The following is a 15,717-nucleotide window of genomic DNA, read 5'->3' on the forward strand; positions in this document are numbered from 1 at the left end:
ACCCACGGGAGGTCCGGCTGACGCCCGCCACACCGCGCGCCCACCCTCGAGTGGTCACAACACCCTGTTCACCTTCCGGCGGAACGGGGTGTCGTGACCGGTCGGCGACGGGCCCGCGGGGTGTCGTGACCGCTCGGCGGGAGCGGCTGAGTCCTACAGCTTCGTCGAGCCGGCGATGCCGGCACCCTCGGAGGTGTCGGACGGTGCGACGTGTGCGCCGCCGCCGGTCGGGACCGCTGCGTCGTCGCCACCCTGACGGCGGAGCAGGTCGCGGATCTCGAGCAGCACCTCGACGTCGGTCGGCGGGACGTCCTGCGGCGTCTGCTCCTCGTTGTTCTTCACCCGGTCGAAGGCCACCTTCTTCAGGTGGTTCACCGGGACCACGAGTGCGAAGTACACGACGGCGGCGACGATGACGAAGTTCAGGACCGCGCCGATGATCGCGCCGAACAGGATCGGCGCGCTACCCCCGGAGACGGTCGGGATCTCCCAGATCAACGCCTTGTCGAGACTCGACGCGTTGAACACGGCACCGATGAGCGGGTTGATGAGCGAGTTCACGATCGTCGTGACGATCGCGGTGAACGCGGCGCCGATGACCACCGCGACCGCGAGGTCGATGACGTTCCCGCGGAGCAGGAACTCCCTGAAGCCCTTCACGCGGGCCCCCTTCTGTCGTGGACGACCACCGTGCAGCGGCCCGCTCCAACCTATCCAGGAGGCGCGGCGTCGGTCAGGATCCGGAGGTCGACGACCCCGAGGAGCCGGAGCTCGACGTGCTCGTGGACGAGCCGGAGCCCGACGAGCCGGAGCCGGACGAGCCGGAGCCGGAGGAGCCGGAGCCCGACGAGCCCGCGCCTGACCCGGACCCGGACGAACTCGACCCGGACCCGCCCTCGCTCTTCGGCGTCGGCCGCGAGTCCGTCCGGTAGAAGCCGCCCCCGTTGAAGGTCACGCCGACCGGCGAGAAGACCTTGCGCAGGACTCCGCCGCAGACCGGGCACTCGGTCAGGGTGTCGTCGGAGAACGACTGCTTGATGTCGAACGCGTTGCCGCACTCGGTGCAGCGGTACGAGTAGGTGGGCACGTCAGCTCCGGAACGTGATGATGCGTGACGGCGTGATGATGCCGTCCACGGGTTCGTCGTGGGCTTCGCGCGGGACCTCGTCGAGGTACTCCGCATCGAACACCACAGCATAGACGGGCGGGCGCTTCGCCATGGACCCGAGGGTCTTGTCGTAGTAGCCGCGACCCCATCCCATCCGGACCCCGTCGTGGCCGACCGCCGCCGCGGGGGTGAGGATCGCGTCGACGTCGTTGATCGCCAGGGGGGAGAGCACCTCGCCGACGACCTCGGGCATGCCGAACAGCCCTTCGCGCTCGGAGGAGCCGTCGCCGACCGCCCAGTCGAGCAGCCCGTCCTCGCGGGTGACCGGGAGCAGCACGCGGAGGCCCCGGTCGAACGCCCAGTTGAGGAAGGGGCGCACGTCGGGTTCGTCGGGCGCGGAGAGGTACACGGCGACCGAGGTGATCTGGCGCTCCTCGACGAACCGCTGCAACGTCGCGGTCAGGGACAGCGAGTCGGCGTCCCGTTCGGTCGAGGTCCGGCTGCGCCGCCGCTGCCGGAGGTCGGCTCGCAGGGCACGCTTCTCGTTCCCGAGATCGGCGGTCATGGCGACGATTGTAGCGATCGCGGGCGATGCGGTTTCCCGCCGATCTCGCTGTCCCCCTATCCGTTGACATGCCCTGGAAATGGGGATCGGATACGGTCGCTGCATGGGCTTCCAGATTTCGAAGGCCGTGATCCCCGCTGCAGGGCTGGGCACGCGCTTCCTCCCCGCGACCAAGGCGATGCCGAAGGAGATGCTCCCCGTCGTCGACAAGCCGGCCATCCAGTACGTCGTGGAAGAGGCCGTCGATGCGGGTCTCACCGACGTCCTGATGATCACCGGGCGCAACAAGAACGCGCTCGAGAACCACTTCGACCACGTGTCGGAGCTCGAGGAGACCCTCCGCAAGAAGGGCGACCACGAGAAGCTGCAGAAGGTCAACCAGTCGACCGACCTCGCGGACATGCACTACGTCCGCCAGGGCGACCCGCTCGGCCTCGGCCACGCGGTGCTCCGCGCGAAGATGCACGTCGGCCGCGAACCGTTCGCCGTGCTCCTCGGCGACGACATCATCGACGCCCGTGACCCGCTCCTCAAGCGCATGATCGAGGTCCAGGGTGAGAAGAACGCGACGATCGTGGCGCTCCTCGAGGTCCCGGAGTCGCAGACCCACCTCTACGGCATCGCCACGGTCGAGCCGACCGACACCGACGACGTCGTGAAGATCACCGGCCTGGTCGAGAAGCCGGCGCAGGGTGAGGCCCCGTCGAACCTGGCCATCATCGGCCGCTACGTCATCCGCCCCGAGGTCTTCGACGTCCTCGAGAAGCAGGAGCCCGGCAAGGGCGGCGAGATCCAGCTCACCGACGCGCTCATGAAGATGGCGAGCGCCGAGGAATGGACAGGTGGCGTGTACGGCGTCGTGTTCCGTGGACGCCGCTACGACACCGGTGACAAACTCGACTACATCAAGGCGATCGTGCAGCTCGCCTCGGACCGCGAGGACCTCGGGCCGGACCTCAAGTCCTGGCTCAAGGAGTTCAACGCGGGCGAATGAGTCGACCCATCCCGTACGGGGCCGGTGCACCCGGACCCGTACGGGACACCCGTCCCGACCAGATCGGGACCCCGGAGGAACCAGAAGCGATGACGACGATCCCGACCCTCACCCACGGGCGGGTCACCATCCGCCCCCTCCGGGTCCGTGACTCCCGCGACCTCGACCTCGCGCTCGCCGGCAACCGCTCCTGGCTCCGCACCTGGGAGGCTACGAACCCCTCCGGCATGGCGTCCTCCGACGTCCGGGGGAGCATCCGCGCACTGCAGGCGAACGCCCGGGCCGGGTTGGGCCTCCCGTTCGCCATGGAGTTGGACGGTCGCTTCGTCGGCCAGCTCAACGTGTCCGGGATCACGTACGGCTCGCTCGCGAGCGCGTCGATCGGGTACTGGGTCGTGCAGGACGCGGCCGGTCACAACGTGACCCCGACCGCGGTCGCCCTCGCGACCGACCACTGCTTCCGCGTCGTCGGCATCCACCGCCTCGAGATCTGCATCCGGCCGGAGAACGCCCCGAGCCTCCGGGTCGTCGAGAAGCTCGGCTTCCGTTACGAGGGCCTGCGCCGCCGGTACATCCACATCAACGGCGACTGGCGTGACCACTTCTGTTTCGGCCTGGTCGCCGAAGAGGTCCGCGACGGCGTCCTGGACCGCTGGGTCCGTGGGCAGGTCCCGCTCGGCGCGGGCCGTGTGCCGGACGAGGCCTGGGACGAAGCGGCCGTGCCGCTGCCCATCTCCCCGCGCGGCTGACCGGGCCTGCGGCCGACGGTCCGCGTCGCGCCGCTGCCGGGCAGGAGGCCCGTCCCCCGTTCGACGGATCCGTCGCGACTCGCTCGACACGCTCCCGGCAATGGGCGTCCCGGCGGTGCGCTCCCCCTACCGTTGCCCCATGGGATTCGGGACCTGGGGCGGCGGCGTCGTGCTGCTCGTGGCGGCAGTGCTCTGGGTCGTGTACCTGATGCCCGCATGGGCTGCGCGACGTCAGTACCTGGCGACCGAGCGGAACGCGATCCGCCTGCAGCAGACCCTCCGCATCCTGGCGCAGACCGCCGAACTGCCCGACGAGGTCCGCGTGGAGATGAACGCGAAGTCCCTCGCCGAGGCGCAGCGCGTCGCCCGGTCGGAAGAGGCCAAGCGCGCCGCCATCGTCCGCGCCCACGAAGCCGCACGACAGCGGGAGATCACCCGTCGTCTGGCCGCGCAGGCGCCCGTGCTCGAGCAGGTGTCGTCCGTGCCCGCACTCACCGCGATGCGGATGCGTCGCTCGCGCCTCGGCGCCACGACCCTCGGCGCGCTCGGACTCCTCACGGCGATCGTCGTCCTCGTCGCCGCACCCGGTGCCTGGATCCTCGCCGTCGCCGGACTCGTCGCGGTCGGCGGCTCCGCCGCGGTGCTCGCGCAGCTGCACCAGGTCGCCACCGCGCGGCGCCGTCGGGCCGCAGCCGGCGAGCCGGAGCAGCGCCGGGCCTCCCGTCCGGCCACCACCTGGACGGACCCCGCGCCGCCGCTGTCGGCAGAGCAGCCCGAGGCAGCGCCGGCCGAGCGCACCTGGACGCCCGGGGCGGTCCCCAAGCCGCTGTACGTGCAGGCGCCCACGGCGCCCGAGCCGTCGCCGGAGTCGTCAGCCGTGCTCGCCGCGCGGCTGCGGGAGCGTGTCGCGCAGGCGAAGGCCGAAGCGGACGCGGAGGCGGCCGCGATCCGGGCGGCCGGGTCCGACCCGTCGCTGGCGCGGGTGTCGCGGATGCGTGCGGACGTCGAGGACGCCGCGGCGGCACTGTCCTCGCACGACCAGGGGCGGCTCGCGGAGCGGCTCGGGCTCCGCGCGGCGCCCGCGTCTGTGTCCCGGTCTGGGTCCTCGTCGTCGCCCGCGGAAGCGTCCGGGTCGGACCCGTCCGCTCCTCGTGACGTCCCGGCTGCACCCCCCGGCCCGCCCAGCCGCTGGGCCGGCATGGGTGTCCTCGGCGACGACGCGTACGGGCAGACCGACCTCGATGCGATCATGCGTCGGCGTCGCGCGGTCTGACCGGTTGCGGCACGCCCGACCGCTGCGACCCGATTTCGGGTTCGCTGCACCGCGGTGCTATCGTGGTCGAGCACTTGGGGCTATGGCGCAGTTGGTAGCGCGTCTCGTTCGCAATGAGAAGGTCAGGGGTTCGAATCCCCTTAGCTCCACCAGGTAGCAACACACAGGCTCGGAACCGTCCGGTTCCGGGCCTGACGTGTTCCCGCCGTCGCATCCGGCTCTCCACAGGTCTCGTCCTGGGGCTGTCGGCGCGCCACACCCGGCCCCTAGACTCCTGCTGCGCCCGGCCCGGGCGGACACCAGGGGAGTGCCATGCACCGCTTCACACGAGCGCTCGCGACCATCGCGGCAGCAGTCGTCGTCTCGACGGGGTTCGTCGTCGGCCCGGTCGCGTCAGCCTCCGCCGCGGCCCCCACCGCCGGGACGACGGGCGCGACGACCGCATCGGCGACGACTGCACCGGGCTTCGGGCGTTACACGCCGCTCGCGGCACCGACCGTCTGGCGGGGCACCGTGCGGACGACGCCGACGACGGTCACACTCCCCGGGATCCCGGCGACGGCGACCGCCGCGACGCTCGTCGTGCAGGTCGCCGACCCCACGGCAGCCGGCGTCGTCTCGGTCGTGCCGGTCGGCAGCGCAGACCGTCCGCCCCTGCAGGACTACGTCCGCGGCCGTGCGGTCGCCGGCGCGACCACCGTGGCGGTCTCCGGCGGTCGGGTCCAGGTGGTGCTCTCGGCGGGGACGGCGACGGTCTCGCTCATCGTCGCCGGGTCGTACGGCAGCAGCGGGTCCACCTACGCACCGGTGACCCCCGCGTCGCTCTTCTCCGGGACCGTCGCGGCGACCAGACCCACCACCGTCCGCGTCACCGGTCGGGCCGGCGTGCCGGTCGGGGCGACCGCCGCGGTCCTCGACGTCCGGGTCAGCAGCCCGGCGGGGGCCGGCAGCGTGAGCGTCACCGCGCAGGGCGTGTCGAACCGTGCCGCCGTCACCCAGGCGTTCTCGTCGAAGGGCCTGTCGATCGCGAACACCGCGACCGTGCGACTGCCCGCGAGCGGCGCGGTCGACGTCCGCACCTCCGGCGTCGCCTCGGGTGTCACGGTCACCGTCGTCGGCTACTGGTCGGCGAAGGCCTCCGGTCTGGTGTTCGTGCCCGCCGACGGCGCACGGGTCGCCTCGACCACCGTCAGTTCGACGGTGCAGCGGGTGCGTGTCGTCGGCGCCGGCGGCATCCCGACGACCGCACGAGCCGCCGTGTTGACCGCCCGGACGAAGGGGCTCAGCGCCAGCGGTTGGTTCCACGTCGGCGCAGTCGGTGCCGCCGTGGCCACGACCCAGGTGGTCGCGAAGTCGCAGTCCCTCGCCGCGATGGTGACCGTACCGATCGCCCCGACCGGCACCGTGCAGACGCGGGCCAAGGCAGGCAGCGGGGCGCTCAACCTGGACGCGGTCGGCTACTTCGTCGACGGGTCCTCCGGCGTCGGCACCGGCGCGGACGTGTCGTACCCGCAGTGCGGCTCGTCGTTGCCGACCGATCAGGCGTTCGGTGTCGTGGGGGTGAACGCCGCCCTGGCGAACACCACGAACCCGTGCTTCAGCAGCCAGCTCGCCTGGGCAGGTCTCTCGGCCGGCGGGACCGCTCAGCCGAAGGCCCAGCTCTACGTGCTCTTCGCGAACCCCGCCGCCGCGGCCGCCTCGACCTGGCCGACGTCGAACGTGTTCAAGGGGTACGCACCGAAGAACCCCTACGGTTCGTGCTCGACCCGCGCCGGCGGGAAGCCGCAGAACAGCCCGGCGTGCTCCTTCCTCTACGGGTACGCCCTCGGCGGTGACGACACGACGAAGCGCGGTGTCGCGAACCCCGGCTCCCACCGCTGGTGGATCGACGTCGAGACGCAGTTCTCCCACCAGACCGACACCGCCCTGAACCGGACCGTGCTCGAGGGCATGATCGCCGGGTTGCAGAGCGGCGGCGCGAAGTCCATCGGGTTCTACTCCACGGCCAGCCAGTGGGCGACCGTCGCCGGCGTCGTCCCGAAGACCAGCACGGCGTACGGCCGCAGCAGTTGGATCGCCATCGGCCCGGGTACGCTCGCCGCGGCGCAGAAGGCGTGCTCCGCGCGCGGGCTCGCCGGTGGCAAGACCGCGATGGCCCAGTACGTCACCACGTTCGGGAAGACGACGATCGACCGTGACGTCTCCTGCACCTGAGTCGGCCTGACCGGGCGGGCTGCTCGCGAGCGGTCCGTCCTTGCGGCGACCGGGGCACACTGGCACCATGAGCCCCGGACGAAGGAGCCCATCGTGACCTCACGACTCAACCCGTACCTCGGCTTCCGCGACGACGCCCGGCAGGCGTTGAAGTTCTACCGATCGGTGTTCGGCGGCGATCTGCGCATCGGGACCTTCGCCGAGATGGGAGCCGTCCAGGACCCCGCCGATGCGGACAAGATCATGCACGGGCAGCTCGAGACCACCCGGGGTTACGTGCTCATGGCGTCGGACACCCCGTCGTCGATGAGCCGGTCGGACACGAACAACATCTCGATGTCACTCTCCGGCGACGGAGCGGACGCCGCCGACCTCCGCGGGTACTTCGCGGCGCTCTCCGACGCCGGCACGGTGCTCGAGCCGCTGACGCAGGCGCCGTGGGGCGACGAGTTCGGCATGGTCACGGACCGGTTCGGCATCACGTGGCTCGTGAACATCACCGTGGCGCCATCGACGCCGCACCAGCCGACGCCCGAGCAGCCAGAGGCCTGACCAGCCGCGGCGGGACCGATCCGAGTCCGCCGAGTCGGTGGTCGATCACACGACTGCGTCGCCTAGCCTGGGACGCGTCATGACTGCCCCGATCACGCGCCGTACCCTCCTGTCCCTCGCCGGCATCACCGGTGTCGGCTTCGTCGCCGCTGCCTGCTCGTCCGACGGCCCGGGTGCTGGGTCCTCGACGCCCCGCGCTTCGGGTGCCGCCAACTCCGGTGACGCCTCGAGGCCGGCGAAGGGTTCCGGCGCGAAGCCGACGGCCACGTCCGTGGAGCCCGCCGAGGTCCCGCTCGCCGGCGGTGTCACCGTGACGGTCTCCGGCACGGGGCTCGCCGCAGTGGCGGGGGTCACGGTCGGCGGTGTCGCGGCCCGCGACGTGTCGGCCACCGCGACGACGGTCACCTTCACCGCCCCGCACCAGGCGATGTACACGGCCGGATCGGCGGAGGTCGCACTGTTCACGACGGCGGTGCAGCCGGTCCCCTCGGCGAACCAGACGTCCGACGGCAACGGCAGCGCGGCCAACGACGGGCAGGTCGGCGCGACGCAGGACTCGGCCACCGCGACGCCGACCCCGACGGCCGCTGCCGTGCCCGACACGAGCTCCGCGGTCGTCACCACCACGGTGGCCTACGCCGCGAAGACCGACGTCGACCGTCAGCTGCAGTACGCCATGCGGCACTGGTCGGACTACAACACGGCCGAGTACGGCACGATGAACCCGATCGGTGGGGACTGCGCGAACTACGTGAACCAGACGCTCCAGGCCCGCGGGTGGCAGCAGCGCAGCGACTGGTACAACCGAGCCGGCGGTGCACAGCACTCGGCCACCTGGACCTACTGCCCGGCGATGGACCCGTGGCTCGACCAGAACGCCTCGGCGTTCGGTCTGACCCGGCGGACGTCCGACGAGCGCCAGCACGTGAAGGTCGGCGACATCGTCATGTTCGACTGGAACGCGAACGGGTCGCCGGACCACACGACCATCGTGTCCGAGGTGTTCACCGAGCCCGACGGCACCATCCGCATCAAGTCGGCGAGCCACAACCAGGACGGGCCCTACCGGGACCTCGACGAGATGATCACGGTGCAGCACCCGGGTGGGACCGCCTGGTTCCACACGTTCGACGCCTAGCGGCGGCGGGCAGGAGGCCCGCACCCCTCAGGGGAACCCGAGGAACCAGAGCAGCACGACAGCGACGGCCTGCAGGCACACGCCCGTCACGAGCCACCCCACCGCCCGGCGTCGGGTCGCCAGGAACACGTCCGACCCGAGCAGCGGTGCGGCGGGCATGAGCAGCCGGGGCAGGCTCTGCTGCGGCAGGAACACCGCGACGAGGTAGGCGACGTAGGCGACCACGAAGCCGAGCACCTCCGGACCGAGCGCCCGGACGTCACGTCGCCCGAGGAACCACGCCGTGACCACCAGGACGACCACGACGAGGACGAGCCCCGCCGGCCCGAGCCACCGTCCAGCCATCAGGAACCACGGTGTCAGCGGCGTGAAGTCGACCCGGCCGACGAACCCGACCCACCAGGACAGCTCCGTGTCGAGGTACGCCCCGGGCCGCCCGGTGACCGCCGACGCGACGACGGGCCAGGCGAGCCCGGCCGCGGCCACCACCAGACCCGCGACGACGACCGCAAACCGCTCCCGCCACGGGAACGTCTGCTGGACGCCGGCCGGCGCTCCGGCAGCGCGACGGGCAGCGATCCACCGGACGACGAGGTGCACGGCGAGCGCCACCGCCAGGGCCAGCACCCCCGGCCGGGTGAACGCGGCGACCACCCCGAGCACCGCCACCAGCCAGTACCGCCGCCGGACGAGCGCGAGCAGTGCCCCGAACAGCAGCAGCAGGAACATGCTCTCGGCGTAGGCGACCTGCAGCAGGTACCCGGTCGCCCCGAACGCGAAGAGCGCCGTCGCCCACCGGGCACGGCGTCGATCGGCGACGGCGAGCACGAGGCGGAACAGCACCACGCACGCACCCGCACCGCAGGCCGACGCGACCAGGACAGCGGCCGCCCAGAACGAGGCCCCGGTCACGCTCATCACCGCGCGGACGACCCCGGGGAACAGCGGCAGGAACGCCCACGGGTTCGGCACGACGTGGCCGGACCGGTCCGTCGGCAGGACGTGCGGGTACCCGTGCTCGGCGATGGTCCGATAAAAGGACGCGTCCCACGACCCGGAGAACGTGGCGAACGACGGATCGCGCCGGTACGAGGCGAAGTGCCACCCGTTCGTGGTCGCCAGCAGGTAGACGGTCCCGAGCAGGACGGTGCTGACCACCCGGGAGGCCAGCCACAGCAGCAGGGGAGTGGTCCACCCGCTGGAGGGGGCCTCCAGGACGGCCGTCACCGCCCGGCGGAGGCGGGTCGGTCCGGAGGCCCGGGTCGTCTCCAACAGGTCCGTCACGCGCCCGATCCTCCCAGACGCTCCGGAGTCAGCTCGCGGCACGGCCGCCGTACCGCCTCCGGTGTCAGCGTTCCGGCGTTCCGAGGACAGCGCGGCGGATCCGCTCGATCGGCTCCTTCGGCGTCCGGTCCGCGTTGAGGAGCCCGTTCGTCTCCTGCATCGTGTCGGTGAGCTGCGTCCAGCAGCTGCCGGCCAGGAACGAGCTCGCACGCACGGCGTCGTACAGCGCGGTGATGCGAGCGATCCAGTCGTCCCCGTCCGCCGCCGTCGTGTACCCCCAGGCGTCGTCGCGCTGCGCACCCGGCTGGTGGTTCACGCCACCGAACTCGGTCAGCATCACCGGCTGCCCGCGGTCCACAGCACCTCCCACCAGGACCAGGCGGTCGGCCGGTCCGAGACCCGCGAGGAGCCGGGTCCGCGCCTCGTCGTCGGCGTAAGTGCGTGCCAGACGGTCTCCGTCGCCTTCGTAGTCGTGCACCGAGACGATGTCGGAGTCCGGGTGTTCCCAGCCGTCGTTCGAGATGACCGGCCGGGTCGCGTCGAGCGCTCGGGTGACGTCCGCCAGGGCACGGGCGTAGGCCTGCTGGGCGGGGTCGGTCGCGATGTGCTGCACGCCCCAGCTCTCGTTCGCTGGGACCCAGGTCACGATCGACGGGTGCGAGGCGTCCCGCTCCACGGCGTCCATCCACTCCCGCATCAGTCGCTGTACCGCGGTGGGGGAGAACGCGTAGGCGCCCGGGGCCTCGCCCCAGACCATCAGCCCGAGACGGTCCGCCCAGTACAGGAACCGCGGGTCCTCGATCTTCTGGTGGTTCCGGGCGGCGTTGAACCCGAGCTCCTTGATGAGCTCGACCTCCCGGCGCAGGGCCTGCCGTGTCGGGGCCGTCAGGTGCGAGTCCGGCCAGTAGCCCTGGTTGAGCACGCTCCGGACGTCGATGCTGCGGTCGTTGAGCAGGAACCGACCACCGCCGACCCGGGTGGTCCGGATGCCGAAGTAGGAGCTCACGGCGTCGAGCGGGTCACCCTCCGGGGCCAGCAGGGTCACGACGGCGTCGACCAGGTGCGGCGCGTCCGGGGTCCACTGCAGCTCCTGCTCCGCCTGACCGTTCGCCTGTCGGGCGATCGGCACGACGAGTTCGCTCTCGTGGGCGGTCGCACCGACGGTCGTCTCGACGGTGGCGAGGTGCTCGTCGTGTTCGGTCCAGGTGGCTTCGACCCGGAGGCGCGTGCCGACCGGGTGCTCACCGGTCAACCGGACGGTGAGGCGCATCGTCTCGTGGTCGACGTTCGTCCAGCGGAGGGAGCGGATCGCGGTGGCCGGGACGGCCTCGAGCCAGACGGTCTGCCAGATCCCGGTCGTGCGGCGGTACCAGATGTCGTGCGCCTGCTCGTGCCAGTCCTGCTTGCCGCGGGGCTGGGTGAGGTCGTGGGGGTCGTCCTCGGCGCGGACCACGAGGGTGTGGGGCGTGGTGCTGCCGGTGCCGGTGCCGGTGCCGGTGCTCGTGCCGGTGCCGAGCGCCTCGGTCACGTCGAGGGTGAAAGGAGTGTGACCGCCCTCGTGCCCGCCGATGAACTGCCCGTCGATCCAGACCCGAGCGCGGTGGTCGACCGCGCCGAAGTGCAGCAGCACACGGGGCGCCTCGGCACCGTGCCCGGCCGCCGCCAGGTCCGCCGCCGTGATCTGCCGCGAGTACCAGACGACCGGGTGGAAGCCCGGCTCGTCGATGCCCGAGGCGACGGACTCCGGCGGGAACGGCACCGTGATGTCGCGCGCGTCCGTGAACCCGTTCCGCCAGGCGGGGTCGTCACCCGTGTTGCGGAAGGACCATGTGCCGTCGAGGTCCGCCCAGGCGGACCGCATCATCTGGGGGCGCGGGTACTCGCCGTCCTGACGACTGGCGAGCGGGAGGGCGGTGGCGGCGTCGTTGCCGAGGTGCGCGTTCATGTCCCCATGCTGGCGGAAGCGGTACAGCGTTGTACAGGGCGTGGAGCGGACCTCGTGATCTGCGCGCTGGCCGCCGTGAGCAGCAGAGGGCACCGGGCCGGAAAGCGCGCCCCCCGCACTTCCGCAGCGCCTTGCGCGAACGCGCAAGAGTGCCCCGCAGCCCCTTGTCGCCTGGTCGGCGCTCCGCCTAGCGTCCTCAGCACGACGCCGTACCGACCGCCGTGTGAGCCACCCACTCGCCGACCGTCCGCGCCCGGCCACCCACCGAGCGCCCCGGATCATCCACCCTGCCAGTCCGAAGGACCCGAACCCATGGACACCCTGGCCGCGCTCGCCGCATCCCAGACATCGACCCAGGTCGTCATCGACCAGCTCGTCGCCTTCGGCCACGAAGCCCTCAAGTACGTGCCCGTCGGCATCGCCGGTGTGATCGTGTGGGCCCTGTGGCTCTACCGCGTCGTGCTGTCGGCGCGGGCGAAGCCGATCGTGAACGGCTTCCGCACCACGACCTCCGTCGTCGTGCCGAGCTACCACGAAGACCCCGACATCCTGCTCCGTTGCCTCGAGTCCTGGCGTTCGCAGAACCCCGACGAGATCATCATCGTGCTGGACGTCGCCGACACCGAGGCCTACCAGCGCATCGTCGCCGTGGGCGACCCGACCGTGAAACCGATCCTGTTCCACCACGTCGGCAAGCGCAGCGCCCTCGGCCAGGGCATCCGGCTCGCGCGGTACGACGTCGTCGTCCTCGTCGACTCCGACACCAGCTGGGAGCCGGGACTGCTCGAGAACGTGCAGATGCCCTTCGTGGACACCACCGTCGGCGGTGTCGGGACGCAGCAGAACGTCTACCAGCGGAACTCGAGCATCTGGCGGATCATCGCCGACTGGCTCGTGAACCTGCGGTACTTCAACTACGTGCTAGCGATGGGCGCCGCCGGTGCCGTGCCCTGCCTGTCGGGACGCACCGCTGCGTACCGTCGCTCGGCAGTGCTGCCCGTGCTCGACAACCTCGAGAACGAGTTCTTCCTCGGACGTCGCTGCGTCGCCGGCGACGACGGACGGCTGACCTGGCTGATCCTCGCCTCCGGCTTCAAGACCGTGCACCAGGAGAGCGCGAAGGCCCTCTCGATGTTCCCGGCCACCGGCAAGGCGTTCTTCAAGCAGCGCATCCGCTGGAGCCGCAACTCGTACCGGACGTACCTGACGGCCATCGCCAAGGGGTGGATCTGGCGCGTGCCCTTCGTCACGAAGATCACCGTGCTGCAGATCATCCTGACGCCCGTGACCATGGGCATCACCATGTGGTACCTGCTGTTCAGCCGACTGGAGCTCAGCGTCATCGGCGCGGGGTTCACCCTCGCCTGGCTGCTCGCCGGTCGTGCCGTCCGTGGTTTCTCGAACCTGCGCCGTCACCCGCTCGACCTCTTCGTCCTGCCGATCCTGGCCGTCGTGGTGATCGTCATCGCCCTGCCGATCAAGGTGTTCTCGTTCATCACGATGAACAAGCAGGGCTGGTTGACCCGGCACGCCGACCAGATGGGCGGTGACGGACAGACCGCGGCGACCCTCGACGGTCCCGGCGCACGCCCGGCTGGGCAGACCGTACTGACCCCGACCCCCGCTCCGGCCTTCGCGGCCACTGCGGCGCCGGCGGTGGGTGCGCCGACGATGGCAGCCCCCACGATGGCAGCCCCCACGATGGCAGCCCCGACGATGGCAGCGGCCACCGTCGCAGCGCCGACCACGGAAGCGGCGGCCGCGTCCCACACGGCCGAGCCTGCCGCCGCGACCACCTCGGGGACGCAGCGCGCGTCGCAGCCGGCGACGAGCCTCCAGGCCGGAGAGGTGGCAGCAGCATGAGCACCGACCCGACCCGCACCACGTCCGTCCGTCGTCGCCGCATCGCCACCGCTTCCGCGATGGCCCTGACGCTCGCCGGCGCCGGCGCCCTGTCCCTCCCGACCGCGGCGCAGGCCGCGACCGCCGGGTCGACCCCGGACGCCGCAGCGTCGACCGTCGTCACGGGCGAGGCATACCCCGGCAGCCCGAACAAGGAGGCCAAACTGGTCGCCGCCGAGAACGAACGTATCTACAACGTGCGAGCCCTCGCCTCGGCAGCACGGTGGAGCGGCCTCGTGACCACGAAGCCGTACCGACTCGCCACGGGCAGTTCGTACACCCTGGTGCTCGTCGCCCGCGGCTCCGCGTACACCGTCGACGACCTCAAGCAGCTCGCGCCCTCCACCTTCGTCAAACAGCCCGACGGTTCGTACCTGCTCAGCGAGAACATCGTCGTGGAGAACGGCGCCACCCTGCAGCTGGCGAGCCCGGACGGCCTGCACATCCACATGGAGAGCGACGACCGCGGCTTCGTGTCGATCGTCACGCAGGCCGGAGCCCTGCAGATCGCCGGTTCCGCCAAGGCCCCGGTCACGATCGACTCGTGGGACCCGCAGGCCGGCAAGGTCGACACCGACACCACCGACGGTCGTGCGTACGTCCGCGTCCAGGGCGGAACGGCGACCCTGAGCTACGCGTCCTTCCGCGACCTCGGCTTCTGGAGCGGCACGACCGGCGGCGTCTCCCTCACCGGCACCGACCTGTCCACGCTCGACTCGGCGTCGGGCACCCAGGCGGCGAAGACCCTCCGCACCACGAAGGACGTCTTCGGCACCACCCTGCTCCCCACCGGTGCCGTCGACGGGACCACCCCGGGCGAGAGCACCGCCGCCGGGTCCTACAGCTTCGTCTCGGCGAAGATCCAGCACACCGAGTTCGACGGCAACGCGTACGGACTGTTCCTCACGAGCGCCGACGGGGTCGTGATGTCGGACTCCACGATCGAGAACTCGCTCATCGACGGCCTCGTGCTGCACCGTTACGTGACGAACAGCACGTTGTCCTCGGTCGACTCCCACGACAACGGGGTGGACGGGATCAAGATGACCCGCGCCTCCACCGGCATCGTGCTCAGCCAGGTGACCGCCAACCGGAACGGACGCAACGGCATCACGCTGAACGGCGGGGCGCTCGCCGACGGGCCGAACGCCGTCGGCATGCCCACCGGCGACTACGGCAACAACTCCCTCACCGACAGCACCGCGTCCGACAACGGGCGGTACGGTGTCGAGGTGCTCGGAGGCGAGAACGTCAAGGTGAGCGGTTCCACCATGGACCGCAACCGGATGGGCATCGTCGTCGGTCAGGACGCCGTGAAGACCACCGTGCGCAACAACGTCATCAAGGGGTCGACCCAGAACGGCATCTCGGTGCTCGACGGCGTCCGGGCCTCCGAGGTCAGCGACAACACGATCGCGGGCGCCGACATCGGGATCTACAGCCGAGGCTCCGACGCCGACGTGGACGGCAACGAGATCTCCGGCGCGCGGACCCACGGCGTGACGGTCGTCGGCCCGTCGAAGGGCACGACCGTGACCGACAACTCGGTGTCCGGGCGCGGACCGAGTGCGATCGACCTCGCTCGCTCGGACCAGGCCGTTCAACACGGCAACACCACGACCGGCTGGCACTCCACCAAACCGCTGCTCGTGACGCTACGCGGCATCTTCCAGCCACTCACCGTGCTCTGGCTGATCCTGCTGCTCATCGTCCTGGTCGCAGCCATCGGTGGTGTCATCCGCGGCCGTCGGGGCGAGGCCCGCGAGCACCCGTACGCCAAACTCGCTCCCTTGTCCTCCTTCACCCGGGGCGTCGTCGACCCGACCACACTGGGCCTGCCCGCCTCGCCGATCTCGTCGCCGATGGCGGAGGCCGGACCGCACCAGGCAGGTACGGGCCACGCAGCCGCGGACCAGGACGGCAGCCGGCGCGCAGCCCATGCCGCCCCGGCCGCAGACGTCGACGCGGCGCTCGCCGCGACGGGCCGGTGACG

The 15,717-nt window shown here is 71.3% G+C and carries 13 protein-coding genes and 1 tRNA gene; 9 read left to right on the forward strand and 5 right to left on the reverse strand.

Features of this window, described 5'->3' with window-relative positions; genetic code table 11:
* Positions 1-153: 153 nt before the first annotated feature.
* The 3 genes from mscL to DEJ25_RS14475 form a co-directional block, all read right to left on the reverse strand.
* On the reverse strand, positions 154-660 hold the full coding sequence (gene mscL, locus DEJ25_RS14465) for a large conductance mechanosensitive channel protein MscL (RefSeq protein ID WP_111045132.1): 507 nt from the start codon (positions 658-660) through the stop codon (positions 154-156).
* A 73-nt stretch (positions 661-733) separates the two neighbouring features.
* A complete protein-coding gene (locus DEJ25_RS14470; RefSeq protein WP_110904959.1) occupies positions 734-1,087 on the reverse strand; it encodes an FmdB family zinc ribbon protein in 354 nt (117 codons plus the stop codon).
* A gap of 1 nt (position 1,088) precedes the next feature.
* Positions 1,089-1,673, reverse strand: coding sequence for a 5-formyltetrahydrofolate cyclo-ligase (locus DEJ25_RS14475; protein ID WP_110904960.1), 585 nt, complete (start codon positions 1,671-1,673; stop codon positions 1,089-1,091).
* Positions 1,674-1,776: 103 nt separating this feature from the next.
* Here DEJ25_RS14475 and galU point away from each other — a divergent pair, with 103 nt between their 5' ends.
* From galU to DEJ25_RS14510, 7 genes are all read left to right on the forward strand, one after another.
* On the forward strand, positions 1,777-2,667 hold the full coding sequence (gene galU / locus DEJ25_RS14480) for a UTP--glucose-1-phosphate uridylyltransferase GalU (RefSeq protein ID WP_110904961.1): 891 nt from the start codon (positions 1,777-1,779) through the stop codon (positions 2,665-2,667).
* Positions 2,668-2,756: 89 nt separating this feature from the next.
* The gene (locus DEJ25_RS14485; protein ID WP_110904985.1) at positions 2,757-3,416 is read left to right on the forward strand and encodes a GNAT family N-acetyltransferase; all 660 of its coding nucleotides are present in this window, start codon (positions 2,757-2,759) and stop codon (positions 3,414-3,416) included.
* Positions 3,417-3,555: 139 nt separating this feature from the next.
* Complete coding sequence (locus DEJ25_RS14490) at positions 3,556-4,689, forward strand: hypothetical protein (protein ID WP_111045133.1); 1,134 nt, start codon at positions 3,556-3,558, stop codon at positions 4,687-4,689.
* A gap of 76 nt (positions 4,690-4,765) precedes the next feature.
* Positions 4,766-4,841 (forward strand) — tRNA-Ala (locus tag DEJ25_RS14495).
* A 160-nt stretch (positions 4,842-5,001) separates the two neighbouring features.
* Entirely contained in the window at positions 5,002-6,903 is a 1,902-nt protein-coding gene (locus tag DEJ25_RS14500; protein ID WP_111045134.1) for a hypothetical protein, read from the forward strand.
* Between the two features lie 93 nt (positions 6,904-6,996).
* Positions 6,997-7,455 (forward strand): VOC family protein, encoded by a 459-nt coding sequence (locus tag DEJ25_RS14505; RefSeq protein ID WP_111045135.1) that lies wholly within the window; start codon positions 6,997-6,999, stop codon positions 7,453-7,455.
* Between the two features lie 79 nt (positions 7,456-7,534).
* Positions 7,535-8,593, forward strand: coding sequence for an amidase domain-containing protein (locus DEJ25_RS14510; RefSeq protein ID WP_111045136.1), 1,059 nt, complete (start codon positions 7,535-7,537; stop codon positions 8,591-8,593).
* Positions 8,594-8,620: 27 nt separating this feature from the next.
* Here the strand turns inward: DEJ25_RS14510 and DEJ25_RS14515 are convergent, their stop codons facing one another.
* Together DEJ25_RS14515 and DEJ25_RS14520 are read right to left on the reverse strand one after the other, a co-directional pair.
* Entirely contained in the window at positions 8,621-9,877 is a 1,257-nt protein-coding gene (locus DEJ25_RS14515; RefSeq protein WP_258366208.1) for a hypothetical protein, read from the reverse strand.
* A 64-nt stretch (positions 9,878-9,941) separates the two neighbouring features.
* Positions 9,942-11,822: a glycoside hydrolase family 2 protein gene (locus tag DEJ25_RS14520; protein ID WP_111045137.1), complete on the reverse strand. Its 1,881-nt coding sequence runs from the start codon at positions 11,820-11,822 to the stop codon at positions 9,942-9,944.
* A gap of 312 nt (positions 11,823-12,134) precedes the next feature.
* On the opposite strand from DEJ25_RS14520, the gene DEJ25_RS14525 reads away from it, so the two are divergent.
* A complete protein-coding gene (locus DEJ25_RS14525; RefSeq protein WP_111045138.1) occupies positions 12,135-13,685 on the forward strand; it encodes a glycosyltransferase in 1,551 nt (516 codons plus the stop codon).
* Positions 13,682-15,715 carry a right-handed parallel beta-helix repeat-containing protein gene (locus DEJ25_RS14530; RefSeq protein ID WP_111045139.1) on the forward strand — a complete coding sequence of 678 codons (2,034 nt, stop codon included), beginning with the start codon at positions 13,682-13,684 and terminating at the stop codon, positions 15,713-15,715. The genes DEJ25_RS14525 and DEJ25_RS14530 overlap by 4 nt, the downstream gene beginning before the upstream one ends.
* Positions 15,716-15,717: the final 2 nt, after the last annotated feature.

Origin of the sequence: Curtobacterium sp. MCPF17_011 (genome assembly GCF_003234145.1) — a bacterium.
In the GTDB taxonomy this organism is placed as follows: domain Bacteria; phylum Actinomycetota; class Actinomycetes; order Actinomycetales; family Microbacteriaceae; genus Curtobacterium.

Excerpts from the sequence above, each read along its gene's own strand:
- DEJ25_RS14475 (WP_110904960.1), bottom strand. The coding sequence starts at position 1,673 with ATGACCGCCGATCTCGGGAACGAGAAGCGTGCCCTGCGAGCCGACCTC.
- galU (WP_110904961.1), top strand. The coding sequence starts at position 1,777 with ATGGGCTTCCAGATTTCGAAGGCCGTGATCCCCGCTGCAGGGCTGGGC.
- DEJ25_RS14485 (WP_110904985.1), top strand. The coding sequence starts at position 2,757 with ATGACGACGATCCCGACCCTCACCCACGGGCGGGTCACCATCCGCCCC.
- DEJ25_RS14490 (WP_111045133.1), top strand. The coding sequence starts at position 3,556 with ATGGGATTCGGGACCTGGGGCGGCGGCGTCGTGCTGCTCGTGGCGGCA.
- DEJ25_RS14500 (WP_111045134.1), top strand. The coding sequence starts at position 5,002 with ATGCACCGCTTCACACGAGCGCTCGCGACCATCGCGGCAGCAGTCGTC.
- DEJ25_RS14510 (WP_111045136.1), top strand. The coding sequence starts at position 7,535 with ATGACTGCCCCGATCACGCGCCGTACCCTCCTGTCCCTCGCCGGCATC.
- DEJ25_RS14520 (WP_111045137.1), bottom strand. The coding sequence starts at position 11,822 with ATGAACGCGCACCTCGGCAACGACGCCGCCACCGCCCTCCCGCTCGCC.
- DEJ25_RS14525 (WP_111045138.1), top strand. The coding sequence starts at position 12,135 with ATGGACACCCTGGCCGCGCTCGCCGCATCCCAGACATCGACCCAGGTC.
- DEJ25_RS14530 (WP_111045139.1), top strand. The coding sequence starts at position 13,682 with ATGAGCACCGACCCGACCCGCACCACGTCCGTCCGTCGTCGCCGCATC.